Here is an 8,278-nt window from a genome sequence, read left to right on the forward strand (position 1 = left end):
AGGCGCCAAGCTCGCCAAGATGATTTCTCGGCAAACATGCCGCCTTGGCGCAAAAATACGTGAGCGGGGACCTAGCATTTTGGCCGTTTTGAACTACACTTTTTTGCATGGCAAGAGCGCTTCGCGGCGAACCCGCCGGCGAACCTAACCAGTCGATGCCGCGGATGGATCGCCGCAAGGCCAATTGCCATGATGACACCCGCAAGGGGTTTATCGGGCGTGCAGCGGCGAGGCGCGCCGTCGGGGGGCGCGGCCATGGCGGAGGAAGGTGGAATCGCACCACTGGGGTTTCGCCAGGACCCGCGCCAGACTGAAATCGGACCAACGGAGAGTGCGACCGGCCCGTCGCAGAATGGACCCGCACGGCTCGGCACTGCAACCGCACGTCCGCGCTCTGCAACCTCACGTCTGCGCTCTGTAACCGCACCATTCCAAGACTCACCCAAAGCGCCATAACGCGAAATATATCATACCGTTACACTGGGCACACAAGGTGTTGCGCTACACCCGTATGGTTGCGCTCTGGAACCTCAAGGTTGCGCTCCAAAACCGCACGTCTGAGCCCCGCAACCGCACCGTTGAAACCCTAAACCCTATGGGTGGGTCTTGGAATGGTACGACTGGATCATGGAATGGTACCGGTGCATTCCACAATTGCACCAGCGCGTCTTGGAAGGCGATGGCTCCGTTCTGCAATGGTGCGATCCCAGCGCGGGACGGCCCGCCGCGATCCTCGGCCGAGGCGAGGGAGCGCCGCCAGCATTCCAGTGTAGTCAGCCTGGAGAAAGCCAACATGGCAAAAACTGATTTTCTCCCCAATAGAGACAGCGATCTCGCGATCGCCGTCGCTCGTGCCATCTCAACGCTGACGCCCGATCCGGGGGCTTATGGCCTCACGCAAGAGGATGTGGCCCCCGTCACCGCAGCCGGCGGCGATTTTGATGCCGACCTCGCCCTCGCCAGCAAGGCCGCGGCCGCCGCCAAGGGGGCGACGACCAAAAAGAACGCCAGTCGCCGCCATCTGGAGGAGGAGTTCCGGGGCCTGGTCCGGCGCATCAAGGCGCATCGCGGTTATACCAAGGAACAGGGTGATGTGCTTGGGATCGAAGGCCCTAGACACCTGGTCGATCTCACCGCCGCAAAACCCGATCTGACCGCGCTCGATCAGACCGCAGGTGTGGTCGTCTTGAGTTTCACCAAGCGTGAAAGCGACGGCATCAACCTCTACTGTAAACGCGAAACCGACGAGGACTGGGTCTTGCTGAGCCATGTCATGGCCTCGCCCTTCGTTGATGACCGCCCATTGCTCCACATGGGCACGGCCGAACTGCGGCGCTATACCGCGGTCTACAGGCTGAAAGACAAGCAGGTCGGAGCCTTCAGCGATGATCTGGTCATCGCTTGCGCGCCCTAGCCGCTGAGAATGACCGTGACCGACGTTGCGGCCAGGGGCGCGCCGTCATTCCGGCCGGGACGCCGGAATCCCGGCCAGGGACGGCAACCTCTCAGCCGCCGCTGACTCGCAGAAAATAGCGAACTGGCCGGAACGACCATCAAGGTCCCGCAGATCACCACCCAGTGGCCGTTTGCGAGACGGCTCCGCACTGAAATACGGCGCTCCCAACAGCCAGCTTGATGGTCAAGGCCGCGCTCGAATAACTCTCCCCCGCCCCGACCGTCCCGACCGCCAATTGCCGCAAAGGGCCTCCCTGGTTTATCCTCAAATGCCAGAAGGGTTGCCGCTGAAGCCTGCATCCCCGGCGTCCGGCAGAACCCGACACCCGAACCGGGTCTCAAGCCCGCACGCACATGGCCCTGTGGCGCACAGCGCCCGGGGACTCGGACTTGAGAGTGAACACAGGAGGGAACGCAGTGGACGATGCGGATTTCTACGCCCATAGCGCCAACGCCGCCGGCGATTGGCACCTCCTGAACGACCATCTGAAGTCCGTTGGCCGCCGCGCCCGAACCCTCTCGGGCACCGCCCCGTGGCGCGAGGAAGCCGGTCTCGCCGGAGACCAGCACGACCTCGGCAAGTATGCCGACCGTTTCCAAGCCCGCCTGCGGGGGCGAGACTCGGGCCTAGATCATTGGTCCCTGGGCGCCTGGCTGGCCCTGAAGCAACACCGGGCAATCGCCGCCGCACTCGCCATTCAAGGCCATCACGTCGGGCTTCAACGGGCCGACCCAACCGGACTGATGGGGCTGGACCCAACGAAACTGACCAGCCAACACCCGCTAGGGCTGGCCCTCTCAGACCCCGACTTAGAGCGATTACTGAAGCGCGCCGATGCCGACGGCCTGGAATTCACACCACCCACGATCAAGGCCATCACCTCCTGGCACCACGCCGTCGCTGCCATGCTGGACGTCCGCCTGCTCTTCTCCTGCCTGGTCGACGCCGATTTTCTGGACACCGAGGCGCACTTTGAAGGCAACGCCGCTGGCAAGTGTCCGCGTACCCCAGGCCCGGCACTCGACCCGCACGCGGCCCTGGACGCACTCGATCGCTACATGCGCGAGGGCATACGCCCGGGAACCCAGGCGCAACCCGCCGTCCGTGAGGCGCGCGAATCACTCTGGCAGGCATGCACCACGGCCGCCCAATCAGCTACCGGGTGCTTTACGCTGACAGCGCCCACCGGCTCCGGCAAGACCTTAGCCATGCTCAAGTTCGCGCTGGAGCAGGCGCACCGCCACAAGCTCAAGCGCATCGTGCTCGCTGTCCCCTTCCTCACCATCATTGAGCAGACCGCCCAAGTCTATCGCGCCGTCTTCGCCGACTTCCCTGCACACTTTGTGCTGGAGCACCACAGCCTGGCCGGACTCGGCGCCGAGACTACCCAGGCCGACGCCCTTACGCCCCAGGAGCGTGAGCGCCGATTGCTGGCCGAGAACTGGGATGCCCCCATCGTCATCACCACCAACGTCCAATTGTTGGAGTCACTGTTCTCGAATCGCCCATCCGCCTGCCGCAAACTCCATAACCTGATGGAATCCGTGATCCTGTTCGACGAGGCCCAAAGCCTGCCGACGCATCTTGCCGTGCCGACCCTGGCCGCCCTGTCGCACCTGTCAGCCGCCTACCGAACGAGCGTCGTCTTCGCCACTGCCACTCAACCCGCCTTCGACTCGCTGCATCAGGCCGTCAGCAAACACGCGGCCCCCGGCTGGCAACCAGTCGAGGCCGTACCCGATCATCCGACACTATTCGCCGCCTTGAAGCGCGTCAGTGTGACCTGGCCGAACCCGGGCGAGAAGCGGACCTGGGACAACCTCGCCGAAGAGCTTCAAAATATCCCCCAAGCCCTCGTCGTGGTCAATCTTAAACGCCACGCCTTGGCACTGCTGCAAGCCTTGGGCAACGCGCCTGACATCGTCCACCTGTCGACTAACCTATGCCCGGTTCACCGGCGGGCCGTGCTGAGCCGCGTCCGGAAACGACTCGCCGCCGGTGAGCCCTGCCGCCTCATTTCCACCCAATGCGTTGAGGCCGGCGTCGACCTGGATTTCCCTCGCGTGTTCCGAGCCTTCGCACCGCTGGAGGCCATCGCCCAGGCAGCGGGCCGGTGCAATCGCGAGGGGCGGTTGCACGAATCGGGCGAGGTGCGGGTCTTCGACCCCGAGGAGCAGGGCGATTGGCGCCGACGTTACCCGACCCACGCCTATTTCCAGGCAGCCGAGATGACCCGGCGGATACTCTTGGAGCACGGCACCATCGACATCAACGACCCGGCGGCCTTTCAGAACTACTACCGGCAACTCTACGACCTGAGCCAACCAGCCAGCCAGAACCCGAGCTTCGAGGAAGCAATCAATGCCCGGGACTTTCCGGAGATCGCCCGCCGCTATCGGCTCATCGAGCAGGATGCCATCCAGGTATTGGTCCCCTGGGCCGAACAGATCGAAGACTATGAGTCATTGCGTAACGAAGCAGAAGCCGACGGCATCGGTGGCGCCTGGATGCGCAGCGCCCAGGGACTTGCCGTCAGCGTCTATCGTCCCAGGGCCGACCATCCCGCCTGGAGTATCATGATTCCTGCCAAGCTGCGTCGCACTGGCAAGGCGGATCGCCAACAGGACGCGTGGTTCATCCTCGAAGACCCGCACGGCAAGCATTACGACGAGACGCTGGGGCTTATCCTGCCCCAATCGGACCCGGTACTCATTGGCTGAACCCATTGTTCAGCGGTACCGCAAAATAGAGGTACACTGTTTCGGGAACGGCTGACTACGACCAAAAGACCGCTCGTGACACCGCTGCCGCGGTGTCACGCCGGTGTTGGGCGCTGTGCGCCCCGAGGCCGTCGGCCGGAGTGACGATCAAGGCTACTGATTACTGAATCGACAATCCATCAGGAGGAACCCATGGCCAACGGCACGCATACCATCGAAGTCTGGGGCGACTTCGCCTGCTTCACCCGGCCGGAGATGAAGGTAGAGCGCTTTTCTTATCCAGTCATCACCCCATCGGCCGCACGGGGTATCTTCGATGCGATTTACTGGGACGCCCGCCGCACAGGCAACCAGATACGCCCTTATTTCCATTGGCAAATTACCCGCATCGCGGTCCTCAAGATCCCCCGCTACATCGCTTTGAGGCGTAATGAAGTAAAAGAAGTGGCTTCTGCGACCAAGATACGAGATTTTTTAGGTGGCAAACCGGACTCAGACCCAATAATATGGGCTGACGCAGGAGAGGATTTTTTTCTTAAGCCCGGCGCGAAAAAAGGCGACCAGACCAGAGGTAGGACACAACGCCAAACGATGGCCCTAAAAGATGTCCACTACCGAATCAGTGCCCGGATTGTGCCTAAACCAGGCTTCCGATCGGACCAGAATTCGATGAATAGCCAGTTTCAACGCCGTGCCAGCGCTGGCAAGTGCTTCCAGCAACCCTATTTCGGCTGTCGTGAATTCCCCGCCTTTTTCGAATATCTAGAAGACTCAGAAACCGGCATATTGCCACCGATCCCCATTGACCAACACCTGGGTCTCATGCTCTACGACGTGTTCGACCTGTCGCTAGAGATCGTTAAGGATGGCGATCCGCCCTACATCAGCCTCTTCGACGCCACCCTCCGTGGCGGTGTCATTGACGTTCCGCCTTTCGACAGTCCTACCGTCCAGAAGTCCAGGGAGATGTAATCATGCTCCAGCAAGTCGCAGATTACGCCCGTCGCCTAGGCCCATCTGAACCGGGCTTTACGTCCCGACCGGTGCGATGGTCTGTTGAGTTGGCGGCCGATGGGCGCTTCCTGAACATCATTCCGCTAGGTGATGCTAAGCGCGCTAAAGAGCTCCCCCGCTGCCCGGATATGCACAGCATGCAAGGCGGGGGCCGTGCGCATTTTCTCGTCGAGCCGTGTCAGTACGTGGCCCTCCTTACGAAAGGTGATGAGCCCCAAGACGACAGGACTAGCAAACGCCACGCCTACTACGTCGACCTGCTGCGTCAGGCCGCTGCCTCCGTACCTATACTGGCGCCAATTGCAAAGTTGATTGCCAATCCCGACCACGTTGCCAAGGTTCGTGCGGCTCTCATTGAGCAGAAGGCTAAGCACACGGACTGGATGACTTGGAGCATCGCAGGCAGGGACCCGCGTGAGTCTCAGGAGGTTCAGCGTTGGTGGAGCGATTGGCGCAGAGCAGACCAAGGGGGCACGTTACCCGAGCCCGAACTGGATCTGGGCAAAAAAGCGACTCCCCCAGGCAGCATGGTGTGTATACTTACTGGAAAACCTGTCATTCCGCTACTCGCACATCCGAAGATCATTGGGTTACCTGGACCAGACGGGAAACCGAATTCTTTTGGCGACGTTATGGCAGGCTTTGACAAGGCTTCATTCGCTTCTTTTGGACTGGACAAGTCCGCCAATGCGGCCATGGGCGAAGAAGCCGTCCAGCGCTATGTCGACGGGCTCAACGACCTGATCCGCAACCACAGCCGCAAGCTGGCCAATGCCTTGGTCGTCCACTGGTACAAGGACAGGATCGCTCCCGCGGACGATCTCGTCGCCCTCCTGATGAGCATGGAGACTGAAGAGCAGACCGAGGCCACGGCACTCTCCGCGGTCCGCCGCTTGCTCGACGCCATCCGCTCCGGCCAACGCGCGGACTTGGGCGACAACCGCTATTACGCCCTCACCCTCTCGGGCGCCGCCGGGCGGGTTATGGTGCGAGACTGGATGGAGGGACGCTTTGAAGACCTCGCCGGACATATCGCCGCCTGGTTCACCGATCTTGGCATCGTTGCCCGCGACGGTCACGGCCTAGCCCGTGACCCCAAATTCATGGCGGTTTGCGGCGCCCTGGTACGCGAACTCAAAGATCTGCCAGCACCGATCGCTGCCACTCTATGGCGCGTTGCGGTCCAGGGCTTGCCGATCCCACGATCCTTCCTGGCGCTGGCGCTGGCCCGTTTGCGCGCCGAACGCGTCGACAAAGACCAACCCCCGATCAATCACGCCAGGATGGGCCTCATTCGGGCCTACTTCGTTCGACTCACTCCCGGAGGTGACGCTACCATGACCACCTATCTCAACCAGGACCACCCGGCCGCCGCCTATCACTGCGGGCGCCTGCTAGCCGTCTTCGCCAATCTGCAACGGGCCGCCTTGGGGGATGTCGGGGCCGGTGTTGTCCAGCGCTACTATGCAGCAGCCAGCCAGACCCCGGGCCTTATCATCGGCCGACTCGCCGCTAATTCTCGCAATCACTTAGGAAAACTCAACCCCGGGCTCGCCTGGCGGTTCGAGAACCAGTTGGCCGAGGTCATGGGCCGTCTGGGTGACGGCGCCCCACGTATCCTCGATCTCGAAGGCCAGGGCCTCTTCGCCTTGGGCTATTATCAGCAATTGGCCGCCCTCCGCCCCGACAAGAAAACCAGCGACGGCGATGTCGCACCTGCCGAAGACCGTGCATCATCAGAAGGAGACAAGAAGTGACTGCTATACAGAACCGCTACGAATTTCTCTATCTTTTCGATTGCGAGAACGGCAACCCCAACGGTGACCCAGATGCCGGGAATAGCCCCCGGCTGGACCCCGAGGACATGCACGGTCTGGTATCCGATGTCGCGATCAAGCGCCGTGTACGCAACTATGTTCAGACGGCATTCGCAAACACCGCACCTAATGCGATATTCGTGGAGCACGCAACAAATCTGAACACGAAGATTGCCCTCGGGCATGAAAAGACCGGGGGAATGCCCCCTTTCGACTCACAGGCAAAGAAATGGAAAACCACTAAAGGAAAGGCAAACGATGCAAAGGACTGGATGTGTCAAACCTTCTTTGACGTCCGCACATTTGGCGCGGTTATGTCAACCGGACCAAACGCCGGTCAAGTACGCGGTCCCGTCCAGGTCGCATTTTCTAGGTCACTCGATCCAATCCTGCCAATAGATGCATCGATCACACGGATGGCCGTGGCGGACAATGAGATCAAGGGCGCAAATATTGGATCGGCAGAGTTTCGCGCTTGGGAGGAGCGCCAATCCGAAGATGAACTCCGCACCATGGGCCGCAAGTCCCTGATCCCCTATGGCCTCTATGCCTGCAAAGGCTTCGTCTCCGCGCACTTGGCACAGGGCACCGGGTTTTCCGATGATGACCTCGCCCACCTCTGGGAGGCCCTGCTCGGCATGTGGGACCACGACCGCTCAGCCTCCAAGGGCGTCATGTCCTGCCGTGCGCTCTATGTCTTCAAGCACGTCGGCACGGATACCGACGCGGCTCAGAAGGTGCGTCAAGCCATGCTCGGTTGCGCGCCCGCCCAGCGAATGCTGGACTTCTCGCAACCCGGACGCGAACAGCCCAACGCGATCATCGAGGTCAGCCATCACCCAGACTTGCAGGGCTCACCGCGGACCTTCGCTGACTATGTGGTCACACCTCATCCGGAGCGCCTGCCCGCCGGGGTTGAATTGCTGATCGATGGCAAGCTACCTGAATAGACCCGGCAACGTAACCCTTCCCGGTTGACGGGAAGGACTCAGGAGGCGGATGTGAACGATAGCCCCGCACCTGTCCTGGTGCCCCTGACGGCCGACCCCATCAACCTCTCGGCGCTCAACCAATATAGCTATTGCCCGCGGCGTTGCGGACTCATTTACCTGGACGGGGAATTCGAGCAAAATATTCATACTGCCAGGGGGAACGCCGAACATGAGCGTGTCGACCGCGCGGCTCATGTGGCCGGACACGAGGGAGCGCGGATAGAATACGCCCTGCCGGTCTGGAGCGAACACTGGGGGCTGATCGGCAAGTGCGACGTG

Annotated in this window: 5 protein-coding genes and 1 pseudogene; all 6 read left to right on the forward strand. The window is 61.4% G+C overall.

Translation table 11 applies throughout. From position 1 onward, the window contains the following. Nucleotides 1–679: 679 nt before the first annotated feature. Nucleotides 680–1,414, forward strand: a complete 735-nt coding sequence (locus QZY44_RS15245; RefSeq protein ID WP_295447723.1) for a hypothetical protein — start codon at nucleotides 680–682, stop codon at nucleotides 1,412–1,414. 458 nt (nucleotides 1,415–1,872) lie between these two features. Beyond that, nucleotides 1,873–4,176: a CRISPR-associated helicase Cas3' gene (gene cas3 / locus QZY44_RS15250; protein WP_295447726.1), complete on the forward strand. Its 2,304-nt coding sequence runs from the start codon at nucleotides 1,873–1,875 to the stop codon at nucleotides 4,174–4,176. A 192-nt stretch (nucleotides 4,177–4,368) separates the two neighbouring features. Next, nucleotides 4,369–5,148 carry a type I-C CRISPR-associated protein Cas5c gene (gene cas5c, locus QZY44_RS15255; protein WP_295447730.1) on the forward strand — a complete coding sequence of 260 codons (780 nt, stop codon included), beginning with the start codon at nucleotides 4,369–4,371 and terminating at the stop codon, nucleotides 5,146–5,148. 2 nt (nucleotides 5,149–5,150) lie between these two features. Further along, the gene (cas8c, locus tag QZY44_RS15260; protein WP_295447733.1) at nucleotides 5,151–6,947 is read left to right on the forward strand and encodes a type I-C CRISPR-associated protein Cas8c/Csd1; all 1,797 of its coding nucleotides are present in this window, start codon (nucleotides 5,151–5,153) and stop codon (nucleotides 6,945–6,947) included. Beyond that, nucleotides 6,944–7,957: a type I-C CRISPR-associated protein Cas7/Csd2 gene (cas7c, locus tag QZY44_RS15265; protein WP_295447736.1), complete on the forward strand. Its 1,014-nt coding sequence runs from the start codon at nucleotides 6,944–6,946 to the stop codon at nucleotides 7,955–7,957. Before cas8c ends, cas7c begins: the two co-directional genes overlap by 4 nt. Nucleotides 7,958–8,008: 51 nt before the next feature. Continuing rightward, nucleotides 8,009–8,278, forward strand: a pseudogene (locus QZY44_RS15270) (hypothetical protein); the annotation flags it as partial.

The sequence above is a fragment of the uncultured Thiodictyon sp. genome, from assembly GCA_903837595.1.
Classification (GTDB): domain Bacteria; phylum Pseudomonadota; class Gammaproteobacteria; order Chromatiales; family Chromatiaceae; genus Thiodictyon.

Bases quoted from the DNA above. Each gene is read 5' to 3' on its own strand.
- QZY44_RS15245 (WP_295447723.1), top strand. From the start codon at position 680: ATGGCTCCGTTCTGCAATGGTGCGATCCCAGCGCGGGACGGCCCGCCG.
- cas5c (WP_295447730.1), top strand. From the start codon at position 4,369: ATGGCCAACGGCACGCATACCATCGAAGTCTGGGGCGACTTCGCCTGC.
- cas8c (WP_295447733.1), top strand. From the start codon at position 5,151: ATGCTCCAGCAAGTCGCAGATTACGCCCGTCGCCTAGGCCCATCTGAA.